The sequence below is a fragment of the Bacillus cereus group sp. N12 genome, assembly GCF_016483575.1.
In the GTDB taxonomy this organism is placed as follows: domain Bacteria; phylum Bacillota; class Bacilli; order Bacillales; family Bacillaceae_G; genus Bacillus_A; species Bacillus_A toyonensis.
Genome location: NZ_JAEHBO010000009.1, coordinates 48489 through 75037, shown reverse-complemented (window position 1 = coordinate 75037; position 26549 = coordinate 48489). Strand labels below are relative to the sequence as shown.

Below are 26549 nucleotides of genomic sequence, written 5' to 3'. Positions count from 1 at the left end.
ATTTACTTGTAAAAAAAAGAAAAGCAGTTTCCCGCTTTTCTTTACTTCGTTTTAATAAAAGATAAAATTTCACTACGCGCTGCAGCATCATTTTCAAGCACACCACGTACTGCCGTCGTTATCGTTTTCGCACCTGGTTTTTTCACACCACGCATCGTCATACACATATGTTCTGCTTCTACTACTACCATTACACCATGCGGCTCTAGTACTTCCATGATAGAATTAGCCACTGTTGATGTAATACGTTCTTGTAGTTGTGGACGACGTGCAATTGTATCTACAGTACGAGCTAATTTACTTAACCCCGTCACCTTTCCGCCTTGCGGAATATATGCAACGTGAGCAACTCCATAGAATGGAACTAGATGATGCTCACACATCGAATAAAATGGTATATCTTTTACTAGTACAAGCTCTTCGTGATCTTCTCCGAATACTTTATGCAAATGCTCTTTTGGATCTTCATGCATCCCCGAGAACACTTCTGCGTACATTTTTGCAACGCGCTTCGGTGTATCAAGTACTCCCTCACGATTTGGGTCATCTCCGATTGCCTCTAAAATAAGGCGTACTGCGTGTTCAATTTGTTCTAAATTAACTTTTGCCATCCGCTAGCCCTCCCGAAAACCTAAAAGTGATACGAACACATTCTAGCATATTTATGTTTTTAAAAGCAAAAAGAAGAGTTCCCAAAAAGGAAACTCTTCTTCCCTGTTAATATGTAAGGATTATTTAACCGCATCTTTTAACGCTTTACCAGGTTTGAATGCAGGTACTTTACTTGCAGCGATTTCAATCTCCTCACCTGTTTGTGGGTTACGACCTTTACGAGCCGCACGCTCACGAACTTCGAAGTTACCGAATCCGATCAATTGTACTTTATCACCTTGTTTTAAAGCTTCTAAGATAGAATCAAAAACAGCGTCTACTGCTTTTGTTGCGTCCTTTTTAGAAAGGGAACTTGCTTCTGCAACAGCATTGATTAAATCTGTCTTGTTCATGCCATTCACCTCCTCCCAAAGATAAGACTGTATAATGATCATAAAATGAGTCTTACTTTCATTTGTAGGCAATTTTTACAAATTCTATACTACAAAGATGTAGATAAATCATTATCAACGCCTATATTATACGATTCTCCTTTATAATTCAATATTTTTAAGGAAATTGTTACTCTTAAAATGTGAAAATCTGATGAAACTTGACAATTTACAACAATGTATTAGATAATGACTGTTTATTTTTCTATTCCATACGTAAAAAATAAAAAAATCCCTCTACAATGAGAGGGATTTTTTCTTATAATATAATCGCAATTAATCCGCCAGATCCTTCATTAATAATTCTTTCTAGTGTTTCTTTTAATTTATATCTAGCATTTTCTGGCATTAAAGATAGTTTTGCTTGAATTCCTTCTCGAACAATAGAGCTAAGCGAACGTCCGAATATATCGGAATTCCAAATTGATAATGGATCATCTTCAAAATCTTGCATTAAATAACGAACTAATTCTTCGCTTTGCTTTTCAGTACCAATAATCGGCTCAAACGTCGATTCAACATCTACTTTAATCATATGAATAGATGGAGCTACCGCTTTTAATTTCACACCAAACCTTGAACCGTGACGTATGATTTCCGGCTCATCTAAGCTCATATCAGCTAGTGCAGGTGCTGCTACACCATATCCTGTTTGCTTTACCATACGCAGGGCATCCGCCACTTGATCATATTCTATTTTCGCATGAGATAAGTCGAGCATAAGCTTCAGTAAATGATCTTTCCCTCGAATTTCTACCCCTACTACTTCTTTTAAAATTTGATCGTACAATTCATCTGGCGCATATAAATCAATCTCTGCCACACCTTGCCCCATATCAATGCCAGCTAGACTTGCCCGATCAATAAATTCATATTGACTAAACTGCCAAACGACACGGTCCACATCACGAAGACGTTTTATATCCTTCACAGTCTCTTGAACTGCTTCTTGATAACTTTTGCGTAACCAATGCCCTTCATTTAGCACCATTACCCAACTAGGAAGGTTTACATTCACCTCTAATACTGGGAACTCAAATAACGCTTCTCGAAGTACATTATATACATCTGTTTCTCTTAAACTCTCTACACTCATCGCAATTACTGGTATATCATATTCTTCAGATAAACTTTGGCGTAATTGCTCTGTATCCGGATGATACGGCTGTACAGTATTGATAATCATAATGAAAGGCTTTCCAACTTCTTTTAACTCATTTACAACGCGTTCTTCTGCCTCTATATAATCTCTTCTTGGTATTTCGCCAATCGTTCCATCCGTTGTAATTACAACACCAATTGTTGAATGTTCTTGAATTACTTTGCGCGTGCCAATTTCTGCAGCTTCATGGAATGGAATAGGCTCTTCATACCAAGGAGTATTAATCATACGCGGGCCATTCTCATCTTCATAGCCTTTTGCTCCTGGAACCGTATATCCAACACAATCTACTAATCGAATATTTACTTCAAGTCCTTCATCTACTTCGATAGAAACCGCTTGGTTTGGAACAAACTTCGGTTCCGTCGTCATGATTGTACGACCAGCAGCACTTTGAGGCAGTTCATCCTGCGCTCTTTGGCGGTCAGATTCATTCTCAATGTTCGGAATAACAACAAGTTCCATAAATTTTTTAATGAATGTTGATTTCCCTGTTCGAACAGCTCCTACAACTCCAAAATAAATATCACCGCCTGTGCGTTCCGCAATATCTTTAAAAATATCTACCTTTTCCAAGTGATTCCCTCCCTCAAAATTTTTGGGAATAATTCCGCGTATATAGTCAACTAATACCTTCTCTAACGTTGCCTATAATATCTGATATAATATAATGGTATTCTAGAAGTTCGGACAATATATCAAATAATTTTGTCCAATTTCATATGACTATTTAAAAAATACTTTTTGTTTGCATCACAAGTTGTATAACATAAAAAACCTTTCTTCTAGAACTTATTCGCTAAAAGAAAGGTTCATGACTTATGATTTAAAAAAAATTGGTTCTCCGTCCTTCACCGTATACGGTAAAGAATATGCGGGAACAAATGGGGAGTCTTTCGATAGTATATTTCGAATATCTTCTCCTTCCTTAAATTGCCCTTCATTTTTTTTCAACACTTCATATAAGTCGATTCTGTAGTCAACAAATACTTCTCCTTTTTCATTGATTACAAAAGGAAGTCCTTTACCAGAATACGGACTTGTCACTTGCGGTACATCTTTATATCCTAGTTTTTTGTAATCCAATTCATATACCCCGTCTGAAATTACTTTTTTAAACGGTGGATATCTATGTTCATCACGGTACATCCTCAATTTTAATGATAATTCCTGAATTTGTTCAACCATCCTTATATCAATTAACTTTACGGTCGGATTTGTTTCAACATCTATTAATACGTATTGGTATACCCCTCCACTTTCATACGCATTCCCTGGTGCTTCTTGTATGTAGCGCGGAGCAATTTTTTGAAAATCGATTGGATACTTTTGATAAATAGGTGTACTCATATCACGCGTTTTAATTGGCAATATCCCACCATTTTGTTCCTTATATGTCGTAATAGCTTTTTGAACAACTTGTAACTGATCTTCATAAGGAACAGCATTTTGTTTCATATTTTCTTTCGGATACATACACCCTGTTAAAACGCTGATGCAACAAAATATTAAAATAATATGGATTTTTTTCACTAACAATCACCTTTTCACGCTAGTATAACTTACTCCTTATGTAACATTTTGAGATACACTCCTCTTACTGCTCCACAGGTCCACTAAATACAACAAGAAAAATAACAATACCCGACACAATCATGAGGGTGTACGCTACTAACGCTGTAATCCCTTTCAGAAATTTATTTTTCATTTTATGCCTACTTAATAAAATAAAAACTACTGCAACAAACATAAATCCCATTGCCCCTAAGGAAAACCACATTTTTATAAGCCCTTCTGACATATATACACCCCTTTACTTTCAATCTATTTTTATACTATTTTAACAAATTAAAATCTTTAAACAAATACAATTCATCATTTTAATGCAAATTAACAAAATTTATGTACAAAAATAAAACCGAAGCGCATTATTTTGCGCTTCGGTTGACCAAATATGCCCTTACCAGCTCTATTCCCATTCTTTCATGGCTATCATATGCAATCTACAATCTCTTTGTTTCTCATAATTTATTTTTTAAACATTTTGCTTAACGAGCCAAAATCTGCTGGCATATTATTGTTAATAATCGCTTTTACAATTTGATCCTCTTGCTCTTTCGGCACCTCACGTCCTGCCATAAGAGCTACTTGATGAATCAATTGACGAAGCACAGTTTCATCACGTAAATTCGCATTTTGTACAGATGACGCTAATTTAAAAATATCCTCTTTGTTCACTTTCGCTTCCTTCTCAATATTATTAAAAATGTTATTATCCATTCTTTTCACCCTCTCCTCAAGTTACACTTCATCCTATGCAAAAATAAAAAAATGGTGAAAAGACCCAATCAAAAAATAAAAAAGCGACAGGAGTACAAATTGTACTTCTGTCGCTTTTATTTAAAGTAAATCAGGTATAGCTTCCACTTCATGTTTTCGAACGCGTCCCATCAATGAGCCTACTGCATCCTTTACATCATTCCCATTGAACAACACGTCATATAAAGCAGCTGTAATCGGCATTTCAACTTCCATCTTCTCTGCCAATTCATGAGCAGCTTTCGTTGTTCTTACGCCTTCTACAACCATCCCCATACTTTCTAACACTTCTTCTAAAGAGTGCCCTTTTCCGAGCATATTTCCAGCACGCCAATTTCGGCTATGAACACTTGTACAAGTTACTATCAAGTCTCCCATACCAGTTAGACCAGCGAACGTTAAAGGATTTCCGCCCATTTTTCTTCCTAAACGAGCAATTTCCGTTAAACCACGTGTCATTAATGCCGCTTTCGCATTATCACCTAATCCAAGACCATCCGTTATCCCTGCAGCTAATGCGATAATATTTTTTAACGCACCACCAAGCTCAACTCCAACAATATCAGGATTTGTGTATACACGGAAGTAGCTATTCATAAACAAATCTTGTACTTCCTCAGCCGCTTCCATACGCTTCGCTGCCGATGTAACAGTTGTCGCTTGACGTAAGCCGACTTCTTCAGCATGACTCGGTCCAGACAGTACAACAACATCTTTAATCAAGTTCTCTGGAATTTCTTCCTCAATCACTTCCGAAATACGTTTTGACGTACCTGGTTCGATCCCTTTACTTGCATGAATCCACGTAACTGGTTCTGTAACAATTTCTTTCATCTCTTGTAATACATCTCTGTACGCTTTCGTCGGTACTACTAACAGTACTGTATTTACATCTACTAATGCTTCTTCTAAAGAAGAGTAGGCTACGATTGTGCTTGGCAATGTAATTCCTGGAAGATATCGACTATTCTCATGTTTCGCATTAATCTCATCCATAAGTTCAGAACGATTTCCCCAAATACGTACATCATGTCCATTGTCAGCTAATACCATCGCTAACGCTGTTCCCCAGCTACCTGCTCCTATTACTGTGATTTTTGTCATAAAATCACATCCTCTCCATTAGTCTCTTGCTCTAGCGATAATGTGAATCGGTGTTCCTACAAAACCGAACGCTTCACGTAAACGATTCTTTAAGAAGCGCTCATATGAAAAGTGCATTAATTCTGTATCGTTTACAAACACAACAAATGTCGGTGGTTTTACCGCAACCTGTGTCGCATAGAAGATCTTCAGACGGCTACCATTATGAGTCGGCGTTGGATTCATCGCTACAGCATCCATAATTACATCATTTAATACATTCGTTTGTACACGGATACTATGACTTTCATTTACTTCATTAATAACTGGTAACAATGTTTGTGTACGTTTTTTCGTTTTCGCAGATAAGAATACAATCGGTGCATAGTCCAAGAATTGGAAATGAGCACGAATATTTTCTTCAAATGCTTTCATTGTTTTCTCATCTTTTTTCACTGCATCCCATTTGTTTACAACGATAATAACAGCTCGTCCTGAATCATGAGCATATCCAGCAATTTTTTTATCCTGTTCAATAATTCCTTCTTCTCCGTCTAAAACGACTAAAACAACGTCAGAACGTTCAATCGCTCTAAGCGCACGAAGTACACTATATTTTTCTGTGCTTTCGTATACTTTCCCTTTTTTACGCATACCAGCTGTATCGATAATTACATAATCTTGGCCATCTTTGCTATATGGTGTATCGACAGCATCACGTGTCGTTCCTGCTATATTACTTACAATTACACGTTCTTGACCAAGAAGTGCATTTACAAGTGATGATTTCCCTACGTTTGGACGTCCAATTAAAGAGAAACGGATTGTTTCATCGTCATACGCTTCTTCTTCAATCTTCGGAAAATGATTTGCAGCTTCATCTAACAAATCACCAAGTCCTAAACCGTGTGTACCTGAAATCGGGAATGGCTCACCGAATCCTAATGCATAGAAATCATAAATGTCACTACGCATTTCTGGATTATCAACCTTATTTACCGCAAGTACAATAGGTTTTTTAGAACGATATAAAATTTTAGCAACTTCTTCATCTGCTGCAGTTACACCATCGCGACCATTCGTCATAAAAATGATAACATCTGCTTCATCAATCGCTACTTCCGCCTGTTGACGAATTTGTGTCAAGAACGGCTCGTCTCCAATATCAATTCCACCTGTATCAATAATGTTAAACTCATGATTTAACCATTCTCCCGCACTATAAATACGGTCTCGCGTTATACCTGGTATATCTTCTACGATTGAAACTCTTTCTCCAACAATTCTATTGAAAATAGTAGATTTTCCTACGTTCGGGCGGCCTACTATTGCTATTACTGGTTTCGGCATATACTTTCATCCTTTCAACTTGCTTCTGTTTATTATGTAAAAAACCCTTCTTTGTGCAAGAAGGGATTTGCATTCCAGAATATTTCTCAACGTATCAAAACACCTCATATTATAACACACGTTGCTAATGTTTCACAATAATATATACATTCTCTTGTAAGCGATGCGCAATACCATCTAATATCGCCTCTAAATTATTTGCAACAAATTCTAGTTCCTCTTTCGTCTCACAAGTAAATAACGGAGCCCCGCCTGCAAACTTTTCCGGTGTCGTTGTAATTACTGCGAGAATAACACTTTCTAACATCATCTTTTATCTCCCCTTCCTTTCGGGGCTTCCGATGACATATGAACGGCACTTTCTAGCGTTGGCACATTCCCTATGACACCTATCGCTTTCTCGGCATCTTGGTCTTGCGGCAAGACAAAGATGCCAACTCTTCCATCTTCTAAATCACGCTTTGCTAACGGTACAAGTGCTGGTGTACCTGAATCCCTATATATCCCTAGAGCAACAGAGACATCATGTAAAATAGCTTGCCGTTGTCCTAAATTTGCAATTGTAACCATCGCATCAATTGATTTCGGTTTTAAAATAAAACCCATTCCATATTTCATAATTTCTTCTTGCCTTGCCGGCAATCCAATATTCATAATATAAATATTATCAATATAAAGCCCCGCTCCTTCAAAGCGAAGCGGTACATGCTCGATATCAACAAGATCATGTAACCTTTTGCCTGACATTAATTTTTTCGCAATAAAAAATGCTATTATAGCCATAATTACTCCAGCAATCCATGAATGGAACCCTATATACGCAAACGTCGTTGCAAACGACGTTAACATCGCCAAATAGTTGCGACTTTCAAAAACTAATGCAATTCCTTCAATGTATGTATTTCCACGCGGTACGAGCTCATATCCATCTAATTGTTGAAGCGTATTTCTTTCCATATTACGCACATCACGAAATTGCGTCGCTGCTAACGTAAGAAATGTAATGGCAGAAAAATCTTTTTTCAAAATAGACGGGATTGCAATCGCTCCTAAGGCTGCGGCAATTAACCCCATCGCAATATGAATAATTTTCCCATGAAGCCTCGTTGGATATTGCCGCGTATCCGTGCGAAGCATTAACACTCTCGTTACCGTCCCTGCTATTACGCCACATAAAATGGCTGGTGTATATTCAGTCATGTATTACCCTCGCCCTTCTTTTACGTGTTTTCCGCTTAAACTGTTCCATGTATACTGATACTTTTGCAATCCAAAATAAAATTGTCATAAACAATGTAGAAACGGCGATGATATCAAAAAACGCTAAACTACCGTAATCATAAGGGAAGTTTAGTTTCCGAAAAATAAGTGTCACTAACAACTCTCCTTGCAACATCCCTATATATAAAGAACATAATCGCAGGAAACGATCTCCATGCAATAAAACTGATGCATACACAAGGGCACCACTTAACAGAAACAACCTATCCACCACAATCCAAATCGGGTCATATACTTCTAACAAATGAAAACTTGTATATAACATTGCAATAATAAGCGCCGAAAGTAAGGTATATATTTTTTTCCAAATAGAATATAGCGTAATCCCTATAAAAGAAATAATACAAAGTAAAAGAGCATTTATTGATACCGTGAATGAAGCAATCGTTATATGTAACGGAGAGCAAATTATAAAAATCAATATACAAGCACTTAACTTCCATCGAATAGATTCCTTTTTCATAAAGAAAGTTACGATAACCCACCCTATCCAAGCTACAAAATAAAAAGTACTCCCATCCATCATTTCACCTCCTATGTTTTCCATTATGGGAACTTTTTATGAAAGTTAATCCCCCTTTCTTTACGCATAGTTTTTTCATATAACAGCAACACTTTTAATAAGGAGGTGCTATTCACAATGGGTAAAGATCGCCAAGAACGAAAACTAAGAGAATCACGCCGCGTTGAATCGGATCGCGACCAATCACTTCAATATCCTGGTGCAACAAGTCTTGATACACCGGAGCAAGCTCGCAAGCAAAATCAGCACTAAACATACAAAAAGACGGTTTCGACATTGTCCGAAACCGTCTTTTTTCATAATTATTTTAATGATTTTTATTTATATTGAAATAATATTTTATATGCTAATCTTCTCATGACATAATTTCACCTTCACCTATTTCCCATAGGAAATTTAAGCTCTCTCTAATAATTCAGCATCACCTCTTCTATATTTTTTCATTTTTGCAACCTCTTTTTCAATTGCAAATTCCGCCGAATAATATTTTTATATACAATTAATCTTATTAAACGTCTGTTTTTTATAGAATACTAATTCCGTTCCCTACTTTATATTACAAAAAAGAATAGAAAACAAAAAACCAACCGTTCGGTTGGTTTTTTATCTCCTACTATAATGCGTTGTATCAATACCACGCTGCATTAACCAATGATACGTTTCGCCCTTTACAACAAGAGGTACAGATTGCAACTCTTCTATCGTCTTCGCACCAAGAGCTGTCATAATAAATTTTAAATCTGTATGTAAAAGATCAATTTCATCCACTAACTTCTCGATACCATCTTGCATTAAAATACGTAAAAAGTATCCAGCAAATGCGGTTGTATTCGCCCCTAATGCGATTGCCTTCGCCACGTCAAGCGCTGTTTGTATGCCCCCAGATGCAATAAAAGAGAGGTTGTTATTTGTAGAGGTTGCTTCAATAATCGAGGTAGTTGTTTGTATGCCCCAGTTATTAAAATAAGAAAGCATTCGCTGTCTTCTTTCATTTTCAACAGCAGCAAAATTTGTACCACCTTGTCCACCAATATCAATTGCCGTTACACCTATACTCACTAACTGTTGCACTGTTTCCTTACTCATCCCAAATCCAACTTCTTTTACAATGACAGGAATTTTACTCTTTAAAACAATTTGTTCAATCCGCTGAAGTACCCCCGTAAAATCACGATCTCCTTCAGGCATCGTTAACTCTTGTATAACGTTTAAATGAATTTGTAGTGCGTTTGCTTCAATCATATCAACGGCACGCTCTGCCTGTTCGACAGTTGCCTCACTACCTAAATTCGCAAAGAAAATCCCATTTGGATTTATCTTTCTAACGACCTTATAAGAAGCCGCCTCACGCTCATCTTTTAACGCTGCCATTTGCGAACCTACAGCCATAGCGAGATTATGATGTTTCGCTACATATGCTAGTTGCTCATTAATATGTAACGTTTGCTCTCCTCCACCACCAGTCATCGCATTGATAAAAATCGGCGAACTTAGTGAAAGTTCGCCGATTTTTGTTTCACATGTTATAGTATCATAACTTGAATTTGGCAAGCTTTGATGCACAAAATCAATATCATGAAAGCCATGCGTACGAGACTGACCAGTAGAAAGAGCATATTCAATATGATCTAATTTACGTTTTGCCCTTACCACTCGTACCCCTCTTTATTTCTTTAATTTTTTCAGTTGTTCACCAATAATATCACTTAATTGGAAAGTAGCAGAATCAGCATTTGGCTCATATTTGCTATAATCTTCTGTTACATTATTTTCTTCAAGTGCTTCTTTTATACTTAAAGAAATACGTTTTTCCGCTACATGTACTTCAAGTACTTTCACTTTTACTTCTTGTCCCATTTCCAATACTTCATTTGGATTTTTCACGTGACGATTTGCAATTTGAGATACGTGCACAAGCCCTTCAACGCCAGGTAAAATTTCAACGAAAGCACCGAATGTAACTAGACGTTTTACTACTCCCTCACGAATATCACCAGCTTTTATTTCACCAGCAACATTTTCCCAAGGTCCCGGCTGAGCTGCTTTAATTGATAAAGAGATACGTTGCGTATCAGCATCAACAGATAGCACCTTTACCTTTACCTTTTGACCTTGCTCTAGCACTTCAGATGGTTGCTCCACACGTTCGTGTGAAATTTGCGAAATGTGAACTAAACCGTCCACACCACCAACGTTAACGAAAGCACCAAAATCCGTTAATCGTTGTACTGTTCCTTCAACAATATCCCCTTCTTTTAACGAAGAGATTGCTTCTTTTTTCTTAGAATCTAGTTCTAATTCTACTACCGCTTTATGCGAAAGGATTACACGATTTTTTTCGCGGTCTAATTCAACAATTTTTACCGCTAATGTTTTTCCTTTATAGTCAGAAAAGTCTTCTACATAATGTACTTCTACAAGTGAAGCTGGGATAAAACCACGAACGCCTAGGTCCACAACTAATCCACCATTCACGATATCTTTTACAGTAACATCAAATACATGACCAGAAGTAAATTTCTCTTGCAATTCTACCCATGCTTTTTCTGCATCAACAGCACGTTTAGATAAAACAAGATCATCTTCTTCTAATTTAATAATTTTCAATTCTAGTGTTTGATCTAATTCTACAACATCGCTTGCTTTTTCAATATGAACGTTAGCTAATTCACTAATTGGAATTACGCCATCTGTTTTGTATCCAACATTTACAAGCACTTGTTTTTCTTCAACCTTCGTTACAGAACCTGTAACAACGTCACCAACTTGTAATTCTTTTGAATCCATAACTTCTTCATTCATTTTCTCTACCATGGAAATACCTCCCTACAGAATTGACAAAGCATTTTTATGTATATACGAAATGAAAACAAATGTTTTCATTTGCATGTTTAAGAATTTATCATCACATACTCTTTTTCAATAGCATTCATAAGAAAATATATTAATCCTATATAAATAGTATACAGCAAAATCATCTTGAAGAAAGTATGTTTTGAAATATAATAGCGAATATATTCTGACAGTTTTATTCCTCTTTAACTAACTTCTTATAAATCGGCTCATTTGTCAAGGAAAGAGACTCACAATTCACGTATCCTTTACATTTCTATACAAACAAAAAAAGAAAGAGGATAATCCCCTTTCTTTATTTCGCAAATACTCCTGAAACAATACCCATAATTTTTTGGACGACTTCTTCAATTGATAAAGAAGTTGTATCTAATTCCAATGCATCATCAGCCTTTTTTAGAGGAGAAACTTCGCGTTCTGAATCCAATTTATCACGCTGAGCAATTTCTTCTTGTAACTGCTCTAAATTAGAATCGAAACCTTTATTTATATTTTCTAAATGTCTTCTTTCCGCTCTTTCTTCTACAGAAGCAAGCATAAAGATTTTCACTTCAGCATCTGGTAACACATGTGTACCAATATCACGGCCATCCATTACAACGCCGCCTTTTTCCGCTAATTCTTGTTGACGACGAACCATTTCTTCACGAACAAGACGATGCTTTGCCACAATAGATACTCGATTCGTCACATCAGGCGTACGAATAACTTCCGAAACATCTTGTCCATTTAAAAATACAAGTTGTGTATTTTCTCCTTGTTGAAATTCAATATTCACATTTTTTACAACTTCCATTAGCTTTTCTTCATTTTCAATATCCACTTTTTGTTCAAGGGCTGCATATGTAATAGCACGGTACATTGCGCCTGTATCAATATAAACGTAAGAAAGCTTCTTTGCCACAACTTTTGCAACTGTACTTTTCCCAGCAGCCGCTGGACCATCTATAGCAATTGAAATTCGTTTATCCATTGTAACACCTCATTTTTTCACTTATAAAACAAAACGAAAAGCAGGTATTCATCCCTGCTTCTTCTCATTTGCTTCACGTCATTAAATCCTCAATTATTGTAGCATAATCCTTCCTAGAAGAAAACGAAAACTACCTACTCACCTGTAAGATTTCTTCTTTATTTTTCGCGACGACACCTTCATAATAAACAATTTTAGATAGATATTTTATTGATGACTTATGTATAAATAACAATTGCACAATACAAAGACAAATAAATTGAATTATTAATATACGAATGATAATTTTCTCCACCTTCTTCAAGATATCCACTCCTTCCCACCATATACTTACACATTACATTTCATGATTTTATACAACGTACATAGCGCAATTAAATTTATTGTCATATTCCAAGCATGCTTTTATACATTTCCATTGTCGAATTTACTCAAAACATGTTATGTTCTAAATGTATTTTTCAACTTGAAAGGGGTATAAGCATTGAAAAGAATCCTAGTTTTACACACAGGTGGAACAATTGCAATGGAGGAAGATAAAGAAACTGGGGTCGTACAACCAGGAGAAAAAAATCCTCTTTTAAAATTCATTCCTGATTTAGAAGGCGATGTTGATTTAATCGTTGAAGATGTGTTCCATCTACCATCTCCTCATATGACACCAAGCGAGATGTTACAATTACAAGTCATCATTGATGAAAGAGTAAAACAAGACAACATTCATGGCGTAGTCATTACGCATGGTACGGATACATTAGAAGAAACCGCATATTTCCTAGATTTAACAGTCAAAGCAACTATTCCAATCGTAGTAACAGGCGCAATGCGTTCTAGTAATGAATTAGGTGCTGATGGTCTATATAACTTCTTATCAGCTGTAAAAGTAGCTAGCAGTAATGAAGCTGCAGAAAAAGGTGTTCTAGTCGTATTAAACGACGAAATTCATTGCGCTACAAATGTAACGAAAACACATACAAGTAATGTTGCAACATTCCAGAGTCCACAATATGGACCAATTGGAATGGTAACAAAACGTGGTGTTGTCTTCCATCACGCTTTAGTACATCATGAAACGTATACAGTAAATAACATCTCTAAAAACGTAGTTGTTCTAAAAGCATATGCTGGTATGGATGATACATTGTTAGCAGCAATTGAAAACCTTCCAGTTGACGGAATTGTCATTGAAGCGCTTGGACAAGGTAATTTGCCTCCACGTACACTCCCTAGTTTAGAACGATTAATAAGCAAAGGAATTCCAGTCGTATTAGTTTCACGTTGCTTCAATGGTATCGTTCAAGACGTATATTCATATGAAGGTGGCGGCAAACAATTAAAAGATATGGGCGTTATATTCACATACGGCTTAAACGCTCAAAAAGCACGTATTAAATTACTAGTCGCATTAGAGAATACAAAATCACATGAAACAATCCAAAATATGTTTATGCACGAATAAAAAAAGCTGTCGAATTTTTCGACAGCTTCTTTTTATTTTTCTCTCGACGCAATGGTTTGCGCAATCGCATCTCCATGAAATCTACCGTTCTCGATAAATATTTCATTTGCATTATTCCCAGCGGCAATTACACCTGCAATGAAAATATTTTCAGTGTTTGTTTCCATTCTATCCTCTGTATAAATCGGACGCCCAGTTTCTTCATCAATTCGAACGCCCATCTCCGTTAAGAAACTATGATCAGGATGGTAACCCGTCATCGCAAATACAAAATCATTTTGGATTGTAAATGCCCCGTCATCAACGGTATACGTTAATGTATGTTCAGTAATTTCTTTCACATGAGCCCCAAAATGCATTTGAATTGTACCGTTTCGTACTAACGCCTCAAATTCCGGTAAAATCCACGGCTTAATGCTCGGCGAGTACTCACTTCCACGATACAGTACCGTTACACGCGCTCCTGCTTTAACAAGTTCCAACGCAGCGTCTATACTTGAGTTTTTTCCACCTATAACTACTACATCTCGATCAAAATAAGGATGTCCTTCTTTAAAATAGTGAGCTACTTTCTTCAGTTCCTCACCTGGAACATTCATATAATTTGGATTGTCATAATATCCAGTGGCTACAACAATATATTTCGCTATATATATTTCTTTATGTCCGTCACGTTTCGTCGTCTCAACCTTAAAAACTTCTCCATCTTTTTGAACTTTCTCTACTCGTTCGAAAGCATTTATGCGTACAGATTTACGCTTTACTACTTCGCGATAATACGCAAGTGCTTGATTTCGAACTGGCTTACGGTTTTCGGTAATAAAAGCTACTTCACCAATTTCTAATTTTTCACTAGAGGAGAAAAATGTTTGATGAGTTGGATAATTATAAATCGCATTTACAATGTTTCCTTTTTCAATTACTAACGGATTAATTCCTACCTTTTGCAACGAAATTGCTGCTGCTAATCCGCACGGACCGCCTCCAATTATGATAGCTGTTTCTTTCTGCATACTCGGTTCACTCCTAGTCTTCTACCTCTGCACTATTTATAAAAACAAGAAAAAACCTACTTACAACAGTAGGCACCTATCTTTATTGTATTCATTTTTCATACGTTTGTCATCTAAACGAAACGTACATCCGATAGACATCTGCTAAAAACTGTTGAAATTTAATACCTTGTTTCCCTAATACATTTTCAGGATCAATCTTTCTAGCTGGATCAAGTGTTTTATGTGATACGATATCTTTTTTCGGATTCAAGCCAAAGTTTTGACATAAATAAGCATGATACCATGTAAAACGCGTATACGCTTCCCAAAAGTTAACATCACCGCCATAACAAAGTTCCACACCAATGGCAGCCTTATTCGCATCATAACCATATAAGTCATTATCCGTCGACACACCATATCGAACATGATACGCAACTTCATTTATAGGAACAATTTCCAATATTGTTTTGTCATCTATAAATGTATGCGCCGAAGCTTTCGGTTGTATTTCATTAAAGTAATCCCGATTTCCTATTGCATTGCTACCAGGATTCCCTGTATCATGACTTACAATAAACCTTACTTTAGAAAGAGGAATTCCCGGTCGTGAACTTCCATATCCAATATAGTTACGCTCTATAGGAAACATCGCCATTACTACCAACTCCCGCTTTAGAAAATTACCTTCCTTCCTTATATATGTATTCGGTAGCAATGTCCTTATCGCATATTTCTTACACGAAGAGAAAATCGAAAATATTTGATGTGAACACCATAAATAACAAAATACTTACAGCGACTCCATAAAAACCGTAAAACCAAACACAATCTTCTTTCGTATCTAAGCCGAAAAATTCATTTACTGATTGTAATAATGTGCCACGCTTACTTTGTTTGTTTCGTAATACTTCCACTCGTTCTACAACATCTGCTGGCATCATAAATCTTTGGTCTACTGTCATTTTCATCATTTATCTCTCCTTAAAATCATTTCCGTTTTGTTTATCTAAGGAGAGTATAGCACGTTTGTTCGTACGGAACAAGCGTTCTTTTATTTTTTTATTTTATTTTTCAACAAGCCAAGTAATAATCGTGAATATAACAGCGATAATCGGCCCTACTATAACCACACCAAATATTAAAAACAATAAGCCTTCTCCGAACATCCGAACGACACTTGTTTTTCGGGCTTTCATCGTTCTTGAGAGTTCTCCCTCTAACCTCTTAACCTTTTCTTCTAATTGTTCTACTCGTTCCATCATTTCATTTTCCATATACAACACCTCACACTAATACTCCAACAAAAAAACGTGATTCCCTCGAAAGGAATCACGTTTTTTCATGATATAATATTATACCCAACCTCTGAAGCGACTTGCTTCAGCCATTTTACGAACACCAACCATATAAGCTGCTAAGCGCATGTTCACTTTACGAACGTGTGCTGTTTCATAAATAGAATCAAATGATCTTACCATTACTTTTTCTAAGCGTTGTTCTACTTCTTCTTCTGTCCAGTAGTAACCTTGGTTATTTTGTACCCACTCAAAGTAAGATACTGTAACTCCACCAGCACTTGCTAATACGTCTGGAACAAGTAAAATTCCGCGATCTGTTAAAATTTTAGTTGCTTCTAAAGTTGTTGGACCATTTGCAGCTTCAACAACAATTTTTGCTTTAATATTATTAGCATTTTCTTCTGTAATTTGATTCTCAATTGCAGCTGGAACTAAAATATCGCAATCAAGTTCTAACAATTCTTTGTTTGAAATTGTATTATTAAATAGTTTTGTTACTGTACCAAAGCTATCACGACGGTCTAATAAATAATCAATATCTAATCCATTTGGATCATGTAATGCACCGTAAGCATCTGAAATTGCAATTACTTTCGCACCTGCATCATGCATAAATTTAGCTAAGAAGCTACCCGCATTACCGAACCCTTGAACAACAACACGCGCACCTTTAATATCAATGTCGCGTTTTTTTGCAGCTTCGCGAATACAAATTGTTACACCTTTCGCTGTTGCTGTTTCACGTCCGTGTGATCCACCTAATACAAGTGGCTTACCTGTAATAAATCCTGGTGAATTAAATTCATCAATACGGCTATACTCATCCATCATCCATGCCATAATTTGAGAGTTTGTAAATACGTCTGGAGCCGGAATATCTTTTGTAGGACCAACGATTTGGCTAATTGCTCGTACATAACCGCGGCTTAGTCTTTCTAATTCACGGAATGACATTTCACGTGGGTCACAGATAATTCCACCTTTACCTCCACCATACGGTAAATCAACAATACCACATTTTAAACTCATCCAGATCGAAAGTGCTTTCACTTCATTTTCTGTTACATTCGGATGGAAGCGAATTCCACCTTTCGTTGGACCAACAGCATCATTATGTTGCGCACGATATCCTGTAAATATTTTAACAGTCCCGTCATCCATACGAACTGGTATTTTCACTGTCATCATACGAATTGGTTCTTTTAATAATTCATATACTTCGTTTGGATAACCCAATTTTTCTAATGCTTCACTAATAACAATTTGTGTCGAATTCAATAGTTCAAAATGTTGTTCCCTTTGTTGTTGTGTTTTTGTTTGAGTTCCCTTTTCGGCTACCATAGTAAGTAAACCCCCTGTAATTTCACTTGTTTAGTAAACCTTCATTGCCTAGTATACACCGTTAAATTTGGAATGCAATAGAAAACGCTAACAAATATATACAACTTATTTCATATTGCAAGCGTTTTCACTATTATTATAGTCCTTTTATTGCTTTTAGAAAAGTAAAATACTTAAATATTTAAATATTTTTTATCTCACTCGAATACAGCGTCGCGAAACGGTATATTTAATTAAGAAAACGTTTGTTTAAATATTTATAATTGACCCTAGCCTTACTCCTCTTATCCAAATAAAATACAAAACCCCAGCTATGTTATATTAGCTGAGGTTTTGCTTTTTCACAAAGTAATTGTATACTTGTTCAATTGCTTGAGAAGCCATTAATTCTTTACCATACTCCATTACACGGTAAATGGTTGCCGTAGACGGATTACCGTATTCTGCTAAAATAGCTATAAAATCCGCCTTCAATAATTGTATTTGCTCTTCTTCTTCCATCCAAAGATAGAAACGCCCATCCCACGTATATAACTTTCCGCCAGTTACACCAAGGTTATATAAGCGATTCGACAGGTTAATTACGTCGTCTAGTGTAGCAAACTCATAAAGTATGTGCTCGCTCTCATCTAGAGTCACTTGCATTTCAATAAACTCGTCACGGAACTCATCATCTGTATCCACTTCTTGATTTTCCTTCGTTACTATTACAACCATGCCTTGTGCTTGTAGAGAAAATACTTCAACTGCAATCGGACCATCTGCTTCAAATCCTAATTCTTTATTTGCTTCTTGCATCATATCACGAAATAGTTGCTGTACTTTCGGTGCATTTCTCCATAAATCCTCTTTCGTTAATCCTCGTTCAGATAAATCATCAAATGTTAGGAAAATTTTTATCTTATTATAATTTAATCGTTCCAGCCTCATCTCATACCCTCCCTACGTAACCATTGAATCTAATTTTTATTATATGAAATAGAAAATAGATGGTTCTTTCCGAACAACTATTCTAACATTTTTAACCATTCATCCCATTCTTCTTTCGTATCGCCGATTAGGATTGTTTGAATGTTCAACTGATCTCGAGCGCTTATTTCCCCTATAACCCCAACAGAAAGGTTCTCATTTTTTTCTTGCAATAAATCCCCAACATTCATCGCCCTTTTCAGTTCTAGGCCATTTTCAAAAGAGACAAATAAATATTTTGGCTGTATTTGCTCAACCGCTAATAACATGCCATCTCCCTCTAAACTTGTCCTAATATGTATCGCCTCATATCCTTTTAAACGTAAATACATTGAGAAAATAAATCCTTTCAATGTATTATTTTCTAACACAATTACTTTGTGTATGGAAGAAAACGTTGAAGCATTATGATACACCATTCCTAGACGAGTTTGTAAAAATGATACGGCATATTGGAATTGCGTCATTGCAATCTCATTGTTATTTTTTAGTGTCAACAATTTGTTTGTCACTTGAAGAATAATACCGGTGATAACTTTTTCTGTTGAATAAATACTAAAAGCCTCATTTATTAATGCAGAAGTTGTAATTTCATCAAATTCTAACAAAGCTTGTAGTAAATCGTCCACTAAAACAACTTCTTTATCGTAATGTATTTCTTTTTGGGCATTACTCTGCAAACGATTCCCTTCTAATAACTGCACTGCTTGTCCAATCATCATACCGGAAGAAACCTTCTCCATTAACCATTTCAAAATTCGAATATGCTCTTCTGTATATAATCGATGCCCAGCTTGATTCCGCTTTGGGGCAATAATCTGATATCGCCTTTCCCATGCACGAAGCGTACTCGGTTGAACTCCAATAATATTCGAAACAGCTTTTATATTATATTTTCCATTTAGAGTTGGCATCATTTCCCTCCACATAACGTAATAATATGTGTTTGAGCAGGTGCTCGAAAACGAAGTGGAATCAATGTTGTTCCGTATCCATTACTAACAAAGAGAGTCGTATTTGAATGATTATATACGCCACCTTTTAAATATTTTTCAGATGGGAATAATCGAATCTGTCCTCCATGTGTATGTCCACTTAACACAAGTGAAATTTGTTCTTTTCCAGACATTTTTTTTATTATATCAGGGTTGTGACTAATTAAAATACGAAATCCCTCTTCTTTACAATCAGCCAATGCTAAGTCTAAACGATCACGTTCCAATCCAACATCATCTACACCGAGTAAGCAAATTTTCTCTCCTAACTCAGATTCAAATACAACTCTTGTATTATCTAAAACTTTCACATTATTTTCTAATAGCAACGCATCTAATTCATGGTATTCAATCTCATAGTCATTATTTCCCCATACAAAATATACAGGAGCTATCGCTCTTAACTTTTGAATGTTTGCAGAGATTTTTGATAAAGGTACGCCCTTTTCCGCTAAATCACCACCAATAATAACGAGATCTACTTTTCCCTTTATTCGCTCAATTAACGAATCTGAAACGACTCTTCTATGAATATCAGAAATAAAAAACATATTCATCTGTTGAAAACTTTGCGGAAATTCTTTAAATTCTAAAGTATGTTCCAATACCGTATTACGCATCGCTTCTTTATACATTACAAGAAGAAATATTATACCTATACATATGAGAGTACTTAATATTGTAATCCATATCATATTTTTACTTCCCTACTCATAAAGATAATCCTCAGTTTTTATAACAAGCTACGAATTGCTTAGTTTACTAGCTCTCTTGTTTTACGGACTTATCTTTTATCGGAATTTTTAATTCTTGACCTGCACTCACTTCATCTTCTTCTAAGTTATTATACTTTTTAATAACTTCAATCCCACTTTCATCTGAAAAATATTGCTTCGCTATACTTTCTAAAGTTTCTCCCTTTTTCACAGTATGCGTTACCACCTTCTCAGATTGTTTCTGAGTTTCAGATTTGGCTGAATCAAAAAAAATTACTTCAAACGCACTTTTACCAGCATTACTACTATCACTTTTCACCTGAATATATTTATCCGTATACCATAAAATACTAATTGGTAGTAATATGAATAGACACGTTAATACTCGGACAAAAATGTGATTCATTTTAAACTTTTGCTTTTTCTCTTTATTTCTATGAAGTTCACTTCGCGGCGGTAAACTTTCATCTTCTTCCACTTGCTCAACTTCTAATTCCTCTTCAAAATCAGGAATTCGTTTCCTCATGTTGTTCACCACCACCTTCCATTTATTTTCTTAGTTGGAGTCCCATTATAAAATCAACAAGAAAGTGTGCAAAGATTGTTATAAATAAATTCCCTGTCCATTCAAATACATAACCAAAGACAAAACTAATAAAACATACGAAACAAAACAAAAATGGCTTTGTTATATACCGAATATGTAAGACTGCAAATACTAAACTTGCTATTATAATTCCGAAATGAGTCTGCATTACACCTCTAAATAAAAATTCTTCTGCAAAGCCAATAACGAACGTAATAACGAGTAAATGCATAACTGACATTCCTTGAAACATCTTATCGTTAATACCACCATCATCAAACCAAGACTCTGGAAATACTCGCATTGCAACATAATCTAATAACACAATACCAATCGCTAATAAACTACCTACTATAAGTATTCGTACAGGTTCCCACTTCCAAAGACTAAAAACTTCTTTTGTATCTCGAAATAATATATATGCTAGCAAACAACCAATACCAATAATAATTAGCTGTGTTATATACAGATTCAGCCTTATTTCTTTCGGACTCATATCTTCAACATTATGCCTTTGAATGTTCATCATTCCTCCATCTTTTCTAGGCCGAAAAGCTTTTGTAACTCTGTTTCCCAATTATAGTCGAAATCGGATTGTTGCGCTCGTCTTTTTTTATACTCCGTTTTTGTAATACCACAATAATCGCAGCAATTTTTCAACTCTGTCTCTTTTCTATAACCGAACTGTTGAAGTACATATTCACGCCTACATCCTTTAACTTGTATCCATGACTTCATGTTTTCTAGCTCACTATATTTATTACGCAATCTTATTTCTACTTCAGCTATTAATCTGTTCATGATTTCATCTGACAAGCTCTCTAATATTAGTTTTCGCCGTTGTATGATCCCAAGCCGTTCGAGATGATAGCGGATGAAACGCCAATATTGTTCATTAAATCTTGCTGCATTATAACAAATTTCTTCTACATCTTCTATTGGTAATTCTTTCGTTTGAAACATTCTTTCTTGTAGTAAAGAAAATAAAAATTGTATTTGCGACTTACTTGGCAATTCATCTTCAATAATTGAAATTGGCAAATCGTGATCCAACGGACTACATAATAAAAAGGCTATACTCGGTTCGCCATCTCTTCCAGCTCTTCCGATTTCTTGTAAGTAGGAAGCTATATTAGTCGGATAATGGAAATGAATAATATATCTCGTATTCGACTTATTTACTCCCATACCAAAAGCACTTGTGCATATTACAATTTGCAATTGGTCATTCATAAATTGCTGTTGAATTAACATACGCTCTTCATGTTCCATACCACCATGATAAAAAGCCACACCAGTACAGCCTTTTCCTCTTAAATATTCCGTTAAACGTTCTGTCCATGCTCTACTTGAACAATATACAATCCCTGGCCCCTGTAAATACATCACATGTTCCAAAAGTGCTTCTTTCTTCTCTTCTATCGTCTCTACAAATTGCACTTCCATTGCAATATTTGGACGATCAATAGAGTATGCATGCTGCGAGACATTCTTTAAACTTAAACTCTCTGCTATATCTTGCAGTACATCCTTTGTCGCTGTCGCTGTTAATGCTAGTACCGTAGGAGATCCAATGTTCTCGATTACTACGTTTAATTTTTTATAATCCGGTCTAAAATCATACCCCCACTGCGAAATACAATGGGCCTCATCCACAACAAACATTGAAATATGAATTTTCTTCAATTCTCTTATTAATAAATCCGATTGCAACATTTCTGGAGACACAAAAATAAATTTATAAAAAGCCAATTTTTTCATCGCTTCTCTTTTTTCACTTAATGTCCGAAAACTATTAAATGCAATCACTCGATTTTTCACAACATACTTTAATTGTGTAACTTGATCTTCCATTAAAGATAATAGTGGTGATACAACAAGCACTGTTCCTTCTTGCATTAGCCCTGGGAGTTGATAGCACATAGATTTCCCTCTTCCAGTCGGAAGCATCGCTATAACATCTTTTCCTTCTAATAAGTCTGTAATAACTTCTTTTTGTCCTTGACGAAATTCAGAATATCCAAACCACTTATATAAATATTCCTCAAGTTTCATTTATACCCTCCATCCGTGCCAATACAAGACGGACTTCAAAATAAGATATCTCTTCCCCAACCGCTTGTTTCAAGACACGTAACTTACGTGTTTGTAATGTCTCAATTACTTCTTTTACTTTATCTATTTTGTCTTTCTCCATAAACATCTCAATTGAAAATTCTTTTTCTCGTAAAGCGATTTCTACAAAATGATCTTCTATCGTTGCAACCTTCAAATTCCGAATTGTTGCTATTTCTTCCAGAAAGCGTCCTTGTCTCCAAAGATTATATGTTTTTTTCGTAGATATGCTAAATAAATCAGCCTTCTCATTTGGATAAGATATAATTTCAGCTAATAACGGAAACTCACTTTCTTTATTACGAACTTCTTGAATAATGAAATGAATTGTACCCCAAAATAAAAAATACACTCGAAATACATCTTGTTTCGTAATTTCTGCTAATTGTTGCAACGTACAACCGATGCGTTTATAGCCCGTTAAGCGATATGTTACGATTGTCGCCTCTAATGGTTTATTTTTTTGTAAAAGAGTATACATCTCCTTCCACAACCTTTTAGCCAATTCACTTCTCATATATGGTATTCCAGTGAGAAAACGTTTCACCCACATCATTATTTCTGTATCTTGCTGAATTGGAATAAATTTCGTATTCACCTGTTGTAAATTCGAAATGGTTTGAACGATTAATGATAATCTCTTCCAAAACGTTTCACCTATCTCACCATAGTGTAAACCATGTAAACACGTCGGAAAAGCAAAGTCATCTTTCCATTTGTTTAATTGCATGTTACCAGCAGTCGTTACTACGTATGTATTTTCATGTATAGATTGAACTAAATCCGTTTGTACCAACTTTGCAACTTCTTGATCATAATCAGCTCTATTCAAAGATTTATAAATCCCAAACAAAAAAGAAATTTGAAACATATTCCCATCTTGTAATGTTTGCGATGACCTCTTTCCTTTTAATAAATAATAAATAGAAGAAACGGTCCTTTCGCCATTCAATTGTTTTAAACAATACAATAAAGTATATTGTAGTTGCATTACCGCTTCCCCTTTCCAATTTAACTTAATTCTTTTTCAATATGATTACAACGTCTACTGTTACTCATTAACCTTATCATATCGGTACCATATGCTTGTACATACTCTATTGTACCAAACGAAATAACATTTACGTATTTTGAAAATCTTATGACATAATTCAAAAATAAGTTGACACTCTAATTGATAAGCATTATCATTATAATTTTATGTTGAAAAGTTTTACAAACCGTTTTACAATAAGGTTATAATTTTTATGGCGAGCTTTTCACATACATATTATCAGGAGGGAAAAAAGATGGCAAAATATACAATCGTTGATAAAGATACTTGTATCGCATGTGGTGCTTGCGGCGCTGCTGCACCAGACATTTATGACTATGATGATGAAGGTATTGCATTTGTAACATTAGATGATAACCAAGGTATCGTTGAAATTCCAGATGTATTAATTGAAGATATGATGGATGCATTCGAAGGTTGTCCAACTGACTCAATTAAAGTTGCTGACGAATCATTTGACGGCGACGCTTTAAAATTCGAATAGTCTTTTATTAACTTCAAAAAATGCCCCTCATATTGATGAGGGGCATTTTTTGTTCCCTATTTTCATTCTACTTAACAAAAAACCATTAGTAGTTTCACACTACTAATGGTTTTATTTTATATGTTATGCATTTTTCATTTTTGCAAACACCCATACTTTCAGGCGTGAGAATAATGCTACAAATACAATTGTTACTACAATTCCTTTAATTAAATTAAACGGTAAGATCGCTGTTACAACAGTCGTTCTTATAGCCTCACTAGACATAGCAGGTGCATTTAAAAACCAAGTGTAAGCTGGGAATATGATGATATAGTTTAATACACTCATAATTAGCGCCATTGTAATTGTCCCTAACATTAGTCCTGTCGTTAAACTCTTTACAGTACGATACTTTCTAAATAAGAAAGCTGCTGGTCCAATAAATAAACATCCTGCAATAAAGTTTGCAATTTCTCCAACTGGCACTCCTACTAAACTACCTTGAATCCCGTAATGTAAAATATTCTTTATTCCCTCTACAATTATCCCCGCAATTGGTCCAAAAATAATTGCAGCAATTAGAGCTGGCACATCACTAAAATCAATTTTTAAAAATGGCGGAAGCCCTGGGAACGGGAAATCCAACATCATTAGTAAATATGCAATACTACTTAGCATTGCTACACTCACCATCTTTACTACACTGTTTTTTTGTTTCATCGTTCTCTCTCCTTTTCCATCGATCATCTCATGGAAAGTGGAAAGGTTCTGCTATGCCTATTTTTTCATAGAATGAAAAAACCCTTTGTGTTTTACACAAAGGGAGAATTTAAGGCACATCAAACAGACGTTCAAATTCCTATCTTTTTTGAACGCTTGAACCTCCATCTTCTCCCATCCAGACTATACTGTCGGCTTTGGAATCACACCAAATCCTGCCTTAACGGCTCGCGGGCTTAGAACGAAATCATAAATAGTTCATCACCGCCGGTCGGGATTTTCACCCTGCCCCGAAGATAGACCGATATTCTATTTTCCCCTTCATTATACAACAACCTAATAACATTGTGAACTAAAAAATTGTAACTTATTTAAAATTAGTTATTTATTTTTTATAACTCATTAATAATTGCAAAATATTTTACAATACACCCCATATTTTTTATTATTAGGCATTTCTCTTTTGAATTCCCTAGTCATATATAATGAAAAGTGATAAGATGTTGAATTGTTAAGATAAGAACATTTTCTGAGTTATGGAGGAAATGTCATGAAGAAAGATAAAAGACACTCTATTCGAGAAGCAATGAAAAAAAACTTAAGAAAAGAATACTTTTACTTAAAAAAAGAATTACTTTTCTACTGTCCAATTGATTTAGGCACATTCTCAAGCGAGACATACTATGCTGCTTTCGATAAAGATGGCATCAGTATTTATCAGTATGATAAAAAAACAGAAAGTAAATTAAAATTGTGCGAGCGTCATCCATGGAAGAGTTGGAATAAAGTGAAGGTTGATCACTATTTGACAACTTCTCAATTTATTTTTCAAGGTGAGCGTAACTGGATATTATCCCTTTTCCAAAAAGGAAAAGAAGCTCAAAAAATTATCGAAGAGCATACATCTTTACAAACAGAAGTTGTTTCTCGCTCTTTCTTAAAAAAACTTCCTGGTTTTCGTTCTAATACACCGTTGAATAAATACATCGGCAGCATTTGTTACACTGCACTTATTGCATTTTTATTAAAATGGATGATTCCATTTCAAGCACCACAAATCGCCCTGTACTCTCTTTCGATTGGTTGTATGCTTCTTGGCTTACTTTGTTTGACAATCGGTTTAATTGAACCGACTATTGTACTGTTTCGAACAAAAGAAAAAACAAGAACAAAAGTTTTTTACTTATATAGCTACTTAGCTATTTCTGGATTTATATGTGTCTTTATTTTTTGGTAAAAGAAGAG

At 35.4% G+C, this 26549-nt stretch carries 32 protein-coding genes and 1 riboswitch; of the genes, 4 read left to right on the top strand and 28 right to left on the bottom strand.

The genetic code is table 11. The features are described 5' to 3' along the window. Positions 1-41: 41 nt before the first annotated feature. The 11 genes from folE to JDS92_RS07310 form a co-directional block, all read right to left on the bottom strand. Positions 42-611 (bottom strand): GTP cyclohydrolase I FolE, encoded by a 570-nt coding sequence (gene folE, locus JDS92_RS07360; protein ID WP_001151479.1) that lies wholly within the window; start codon positions 609-611, stop codon positions 42-44. 120 nt (positions 612-731) lie between these two features. After that, the gene (locus JDS92_RS07355) at positions 732-1004 is read right to left on the bottom strand and encodes an HU family DNA-binding protein (protein ID WP_001043860.1); all 273 of its coding nucleotides are present in this window, start codon (positions 1002-1004) and stop codon (positions 732-734) included. A gap of 298 nt (positions 1005-1302) precedes the next feature. Further along, positions 1303-2781 carry a stage IV sporulation protein A gene (spoIVA, locus tag JDS92_RS07350; RefSeq protein ID WP_000416518.1) on the bottom strand — a complete coding sequence of 493 codons (1479 nt, stop codon included), beginning with the start codon at positions 2779-2781 and terminating at the stop codon, positions 1303-1305. Between the two features lie 243 nt (positions 2782-3024). After that, the gene (locus JDS92_RS07345; protein WP_000719829.1) at positions 3025-3738 is read right to left on the bottom strand and encodes a hypothetical protein; all 714 of its coding nucleotides are present in this window, start codon (positions 3736-3738) and stop codon (positions 3025-3027) included. 64 nt (positions 3739-3802) lie between these two features. Next, entirely contained in the window at positions 3803-4006 is a 204-nt protein-coding gene (locus tag JDS92_RS07340) for a DUF2768 domain-containing protein (protein ID WP_001289001.1), read from the bottom strand. A gap of 227 nt (positions 4007-4233) precedes the next feature. Next, the gene (locus tag JDS92_RS07335; protein WP_000369753.1) at positions 4234-4485 is read right to left on the bottom strand and encodes a stage VI sporulation protein F; all 252 of its coding nucleotides are present in this window, start codon (positions 4483-4485) and stop codon (positions 4234-4236) included. 120 nt (positions 4486-4605) lie between these two features. Then, positions 4606-5628 carry an NAD(P)H-dependent glycerol-3-phosphate dehydrogenase gene (locus JDS92_RS07330; protein ID WP_000161758.1) on the bottom strand — a complete coding sequence of 341 codons (1023 nt, stop codon included), beginning with the start codon at positions 5626-5628 and terminating at the stop codon, positions 4606-4608. An 18-nt stretch (positions 5629-5646) separates the two neighbouring features. Then, positions 5647-6957: a ribosome biogenesis GTPase Der gene (gene der, locus JDS92_RS07325; protein ID WP_001125887.1), complete on the bottom strand. Its 1311-nt coding sequence runs from the start codon at positions 6955-6957 to the stop codon at positions 5647-5649. A gap of 124 nt (positions 6958-7081) precedes the next feature. After that, complete coding sequence (locus JDS92_RS07320; protein ID WP_000979055.1) at positions 7082-7267, bottom strand: capping complex subunit for YIEGIA; 186 nt, start codon at positions 7265-7267, stop codon at positions 7082-7084. Beyond that, positions 7264-8157, bottom strand: coding sequence for a YIEGIA family protein (locus tag JDS92_RS07315; RefSeq protein ID WP_000141591.1), 894 nt, complete (start codon positions 8155-8157; stop codon positions 7264-7266). Before JDS92_RS07315 ends, JDS92_RS07320 begins: the two co-directional genes overlap by 4 nt. Beyond that, a complete protein-coding gene (locus JDS92_RS07310) occupies positions 8150-8761 on the bottom strand; it encodes a YphA family membrane protein (RefSeq protein WP_098911347.1) in 612 nt (203 codons plus the stop codon). Before JDS92_RS07310 ends, JDS92_RS07315 begins: the two co-directional genes overlap by 8 nt. Positions 8762-8878: 117 nt before the next feature. On the opposite strand from JDS92_RS07310, the gene JDS92_RS07305 reads away from it, so the two are divergent. Beyond that, positions 8879-9013 carry a YpzI family protein gene (locus JDS92_RS07305; RefSeq protein ID WP_000513901.1) on the top strand — a complete coding sequence of 45 codons (135 nt, stop codon included), beginning with the start codon at positions 8879-8881 and terminating at the stop codon, positions 9011-9013. A gap of 351 nt (positions 9014-9364) precedes the next feature. On the opposite strand, the gene JDS92_RS07300 is transcribed toward JDS92_RS07305, so the two are convergent. The 4 genes from JDS92_RS07300 to JDS92_RS07285 all read right to left on the bottom strand — a co-directional run bounded on the left by JDS92_RS07300 (position 9365) and on the right by JDS92_RS07285 (position 12891). Continuing rightward, the gene (locus JDS92_RS07300) at positions 9365-10414 is read right to left on the bottom strand and encodes a type 2 isopentenyl-diphosphate Delta-isomerase (RefSeq protein ID WP_000251049.1); all 1050 of its coding nucleotides are present in this window, start codon (positions 10412-10414) and stop codon (positions 9365-9367) included. A gap of 12 nt (positions 10415-10426) precedes the next feature. Then, a complete protein-coding gene (gene rpsA, locus JDS92_RS07295; protein WP_000229553.1) occupies positions 10427-11575 on the bottom strand; it encodes a 30S ribosomal protein S1 in 1149 nt (382 codons plus the stop codon). Positions 11576-11909: 334 nt separating this feature from the next. Continuing rightward, the gene (cmk, locus tag JDS92_RS07290) at positions 11910-12587 is read right to left on the bottom strand and encodes a (d)CMP kinase (protein WP_000361259.1); all 678 of its coding nucleotides are present in this window, start codon (positions 12585-12587) and stop codon (positions 11910-11912) included. 130 nt (positions 12588-12717) lie between these two features. Continuing rightward, on the bottom strand, positions 12718-12891 hold the full coding sequence (locus tag JDS92_RS07285; protein WP_000754949.1) for a DUF5359 family protein: 174 nt from the start codon (positions 12889-12891) through the stop codon (positions 12718-12720). Between the two features lie 180 nt (positions 12892-13071). Between JDS92_RS07285 and ansA the strand changes: the two genes are divergently transcribed. Then, entirely contained in the window at positions 13072-14046 is a 975-nt protein-coding gene (ansA, locus tag JDS92_RS07280; RefSeq protein ID WP_000822002.1) for an asparaginase, read from the top strand. A gap of 32 nt (positions 14047-14078) precedes the next feature. Here ansA and JDS92_RS07275 read toward each other — a convergent pair whose 3' ends face one another. The 12 genes from JDS92_RS07275 to JDS92_RS07220 form a co-directional block, all read right to left on the bottom strand. Continuing rightward, complete coding sequence (locus JDS92_RS07275; RefSeq protein WP_001168501.1) at positions 14079-15059, bottom strand: YpdA family putative bacillithiol disulfide reductase; 981 nt, start codon at positions 15057-15059, stop codon at positions 14079-14081. A gap of 109 nt (positions 15060-15168) precedes the next feature. Beyond that, complete coding sequence (locus JDS92_RS07270) at positions 15169-15699, bottom strand: peptidoglycan recognition protein family protein (RefSeq protein WP_001240651.1); 531 nt, start codon at positions 15697-15699, stop codon at positions 15169-15171. A 79-nt stretch (positions 15700-15778) separates the two neighbouring features. After that, a complete protein-coding gene (locus tag JDS92_RS07265) occupies positions 15779-16015 on the bottom strand; it encodes a DUF3961 domain-containing protein (protein WP_015000291.1) in 237 nt (78 codons plus the stop codon). Positions 16016-16108: 93 nt separating this feature from the next. Next, complete coding sequence (locus JDS92_RS07260; protein ID WP_199631733.1) at positions 16109-16318, bottom strand: hypothetical protein; 210 nt, start codon at positions 16316-16318, stop codon at positions 16109-16111. A gap of 78 nt (positions 16319-16396) precedes the next feature. After that, positions 16397-17683 (bottom strand): NAD-specific glutamate dehydrogenase, encoded by a 1287-nt coding sequence (gene gudB, locus JDS92_RS07255; protein WP_199631732.1) that lies wholly within the window; start codon positions 17681-17683, stop codon positions 16397-16399. 321 nt (positions 17684-18004) lie between these two features. Then, a complete protein-coding gene (locus tag JDS92_RS07250) occupies positions 18005-18613 on the bottom strand; it encodes a genetic competence negative regulator (RefSeq protein WP_001235404.1) in 609 nt (202 codons plus the stop codon). A gap of 77 nt (positions 18614-18690) precedes the next feature. After that, positions 18691-19566, bottom strand: coding sequence for a MerR family transcriptional regulator (locus tag JDS92_RS07245; RefSeq protein WP_001142656.1), 876 nt, complete (start codon positions 19564-19566; stop codon positions 18691-18693). After that, a complete protein-coding gene (locus JDS92_RS07240; RefSeq protein ID WP_000637912.1) occupies positions 19566-20342 on the bottom strand; it encodes a metallophosphoesterase in 777 nt (258 codons plus the stop codon). The genes JDS92_RS07245 and JDS92_RS07240 overlap by 1 nt, the downstream gene beginning before the upstream one ends. 67 nt (positions 20343-20409) lie before the next feature. Next, positions 20410-20889, bottom strand: a complete 480-nt coding sequence (locus JDS92_RS07235; RefSeq protein WP_001231536.1) for a LysM peptidoglycan-binding domain-containing protein — start codon at positions 20887-20889, stop codon at positions 20410-20412. Between the two features lie 22 nt (positions 20890-20911). Next, positions 20912-21475, bottom strand: a complete 564-nt coding sequence (locus JDS92_RS07230; protein ID WP_001025774.1) for a CPBP family intramembrane glutamic endopeptidase — start codon at positions 21473-21475, stop codon at positions 20912-20914. Further along, a complete protein-coding gene (locus JDS92_RS07225; protein WP_000762984.1) occupies positions 21475-23004 on the bottom strand; it encodes a RecQ family ATP-dependent DNA helicase in 1530 nt (509 codons plus the stop codon). Before JDS92_RS07225 ends, JDS92_RS07230 begins: the two co-directional genes overlap by 1 nt. Then, on the bottom strand, positions 22994-24055 hold the full coding sequence (locus JDS92_RS07220) for a YpbB family protein (RefSeq protein ID WP_001176982.1): 1062 nt from the start codon (positions 24053-24055) through the stop codon (positions 22994-22996). The genes JDS92_RS07225 and JDS92_RS07220 overlap by 11 nt, the downstream gene beginning before the upstream one ends. A gap of 298 nt (positions 24056-24353) precedes the next feature. On the opposite strand from JDS92_RS07220, the gene JDS92_RS07215 reads away from it, so the two are divergent. After that, on the top strand, positions 24354-24602 hold the full coding sequence (locus JDS92_RS07215) for a ferredoxin (protein WP_001151993.1): 249 nt from the start codon (positions 24354-24356) through the stop codon (positions 24600-24602). 123 nt (positions 24603-24725) lie between these two features. Here JDS92_RS07215 and JDS92_RS07210 read toward each other — a convergent pair whose 3' ends face one another. Next, positions 24726-25304 carry an ECF transporter S component gene (locus JDS92_RS07210; protein ID WP_000810844.1) on the bottom strand — a complete coding sequence of 193 codons (579 nt, stop codon included), beginning with the start codon at positions 25302-25304 and terminating at the stop codon, positions 24726-24728. Between the two features lie 162 nt (positions 25305-25466). Beyond that, positions 25467-25606, bottom strand: a riboswitch (FMN riboswitch). Between the two features lie 248 nt (positions 25607-25854). Here JDS92_RS07210 and JDS92_RS07205 point away from each other — a divergent pair. Further along, entirely contained in the window at positions 25855-26541 is a 687-nt protein-coding gene (locus JDS92_RS07205; protein WP_000710844.1) for a hypothetical protein, read from the top strand. Positions 26542-26549 lie beyond the last annotated feature (8 nt).

What these genes read in the sequence shown, in the direction of transcription:
- folE (WP_001151479.1), bottom strand. Translation starts at nt 611, where the DNA reads ATGGCAAAAGTTAATTTAGAACAAATTGAACACGCAGTACGCCTTATT.
- JDS92_RS07355 (WP_001043860.1), bottom strand. Translation starts at nt 1,004, where the DNA reads ATGAACAAGACAGATTTAATCAATGCTGTTGCAGAAGCAAGTTCCCTT.
- JDS92_RS07340 (WP_001289001.1), bottom strand. Translation starts at nt 4,006, where the DNA reads ATGTCAGAAGGGCTTATAAAAATGTGGTTTTCCTTAGGGGCAATGGGA.
- JDS92_RS07335 (WP_000369753.1), bottom strand. Translation starts at nt 4,485, where the DNA reads ATGGATAATAACATTTTTAATAATATTGAGAAGGAAGCGAAAGTGAAC.
- JDS92_RS07330 (WP_000161758.1), bottom strand. Translation starts at nt 5,628, where the DNA reads ATGACAAAAATCACAGTAATAGGAGCAGGTAGCTGGGGAACAGCGTTA.
- der (WP_001125887.1), bottom strand. Translation starts at nt 6,957, where the DNA reads ATGCCGAAACCAGTAATAGCAATAGTAGGCCGCCCGAACGTAGGAAAA.
- JDS92_RS07320 (WP_000979055.1), bottom strand. Translation starts at nt 7,267, where the DNA reads ATGATGTTAGAAAGTGTTATTCTCGCAGTAATTACAACGACACCGGAA.
- JDS92_RS07315 (WP_000141591.1), bottom strand. Translation starts at nt 8,157, where the DNA reads ATGACTGAATATACACCAGCCATTTTATGTGGCGTAATAGCAGGGACG.
- JDS92_RS07310 (WP_098911347.1), bottom strand. Translation starts at nt 8,761, where the DNA reads ATGGATGGGAGTACTTTTTATTTTGTAGCTTGGATAGGGTGGGTTATC.
- JDS92_RS07305 (WP_000513901.1), top strand. Translation starts at nt 8,879, where the DNA reads ATGGGTAAAGATCGCCAAGAACGAAAACTAAGAGAATCACGCCGCGTT.
- rpsA (WP_000229553.1), bottom strand. Translation starts at nt 11,575, where the DNA reads ATGGTAGAGAAAATGAATGAAGAAGTTATGGATTCAAAAGAATTACAA.
- cmk (WP_000361259.1), bottom strand. Translation starts at nt 12,587, where the DNA reads ATGGATAAACGAATTTCAATTGCTATAGATGGTCCAGCGGCTGCTGGG.
- JDS92_RS07275 (WP_001168501.1), bottom strand. Translation starts at nt 15,059, where the DNA reads ATGCAGAAAGAAACAGCTATCATAATTGGAGGCGGTCCGTGCGGATTA.
- JDS92_RS07270 (WP_001240651.1), bottom strand. Translation starts at nt 15,699, where the DNA reads ATGGCGATGTTTCCTATAGAGCGTAACTATATTGGATATGGAAGTTCA.
- JDS92_RS07265 (WP_015000291.1), bottom strand. Translation starts at nt 16,015, where the DNA reads ATGATGAAAATGACAGTAGACCAAAGATTTATGATGCCAGCAGATGTT.
- JDS92_RS07260 (WP_199631733.1), bottom strand. Translation starts at nt 16,318, where the DNA reads ATGGAAAATGAAATGATGGAACGAGTAGAACAATTAGAAGAAAAGGTT.
- gudB (WP_199631732.1), bottom strand. Translation starts at nt 17,683, where the DNA reads ATGGTAGCCGAAAAGGGAACTCAAACAAAAACACAACAACAAAGGGAA.
- JDS92_RS07250 (WP_001235404.1), bottom strand. Translation starts at nt 18,613, where the DNA reads ATGAGGCTGGAACGATTAAATTATAATAAGATAAAAATTTTCCTAACA.
- JDS92_RS07245 (WP_001142656.1), bottom strand. Translation starts at nt 19,566, where the DNA reads ATGCCAACTCTAAATGGAAAATATAATATAAAAGCTGTTTCGAATATT.
- JDS92_RS07240 (WP_000637912.1), bottom strand. Translation starts at nt 20,342, where the DNA reads ATGATATGGATTACAATATTAAGTACTCTCATATGTATAGGTATAATA.
- JDS92_RS07235 (WP_001231536.1), bottom strand. Translation starts at nt 20,889, where the DNA reads ATGAGGAAACGAATTCCTGATTTTGAAGAGGAATTAGAAGTTGAGCAA.
- JDS92_RS07230 (WP_001025774.1), bottom strand. Translation starts at nt 21,475, where the DNA reads ATGAACATTCAAAGGCATAATGTTGAAGATATGAGTCCGAAAGAAATA.
- JDS92_RS07225 (WP_000762984.1), bottom strand. Translation starts at nt 23,004, where the DNA reads ATGAAACTTGAGGAATATTTATATAAGTGGTTTGGATATTCTGAATTT.
- JDS92_RS07220 (WP_001176982.1), bottom strand. Translation starts at nt 24,055, where the DNA reads ATGCAACTACAATATACTTTATTGTATTGTTTAAAACAATTGAATGGC.
- JDS92_RS07215 (WP_001151993.1), top strand. Translation starts at nt 24,354, where the DNA reads ATGGCAAAATATACAATCGTTGATAAAGATACTTGTATCGCATGTGGT.
- JDS92_RS07210 (WP_000810844.1), bottom strand. Translation starts at nt 25,304, where the DNA reads ATGAAACAAAAAAACAGTGTAGTAAAGATGGTGAGTGTAGCAATGCTA.
- JDS92_RS07205 (WP_000710844.1), top strand. Translation starts at nt 25,855, where the DNA reads ATGAAGAAAGATAAAAGACACTCTATTCGAGAAGCAATGAAAAAAAAC.